At 60.7% G+C, this 290-nt stretch carries 1 pseudogene; it reads right to left on the bottom strand.

Going from position 1 to position 290, the window contains the following annotated elements:
• Positions 1-226: pseudogene (locus EN874_RS33175) on the bottom strand (VOC family protein); the annotation flags it as partial.
• Positions 227-290: the final 64 nt, after the last annotated feature.

Here is a 290-nt window from a genome sequence, read left to right as displayed (position 1 = left end):
GGGCATCGCCTTCGAGCACTATGAGATGCCCGGCCTGACACTCGAGGGCGATGCCCTTCGACTTCAGCGCCGGGACAATGGCGCCGATCTGATCGCCGACCGTCCAGGTCACCGCCGTCGCCTTGTTGGTCCCTGCGAACTCCGAATGATAGACGTTGATGACCGTGTCGCCGCTTTTATAGACGATCAGTTCTCCGGCCATGTCGTCCACCTGCTTGAGGCCCAGCGGCCAATCTGGCAGTGAAAGACCTGGCGAGAGCAAAGGGCTTTTATGAAGGCACGCTGGGCCT

Origin of the sequence: Mesorhizobium sp. M1D.F.Ca.ET.231.01.1.1, from assembly GCF_003999155.2 — a bacterium.
In the GTDB taxonomy this organism is placed as follows: domain Bacteria; phylum Pseudomonadota; class Alphaproteobacteria; order Rhizobiales; family Rhizobiaceae; genus Mesorhizobium.
Note: the sequence above shows the minus strand (reverse complement) of the source record. Positions and strands in the feature narration are given on the sequence as shown.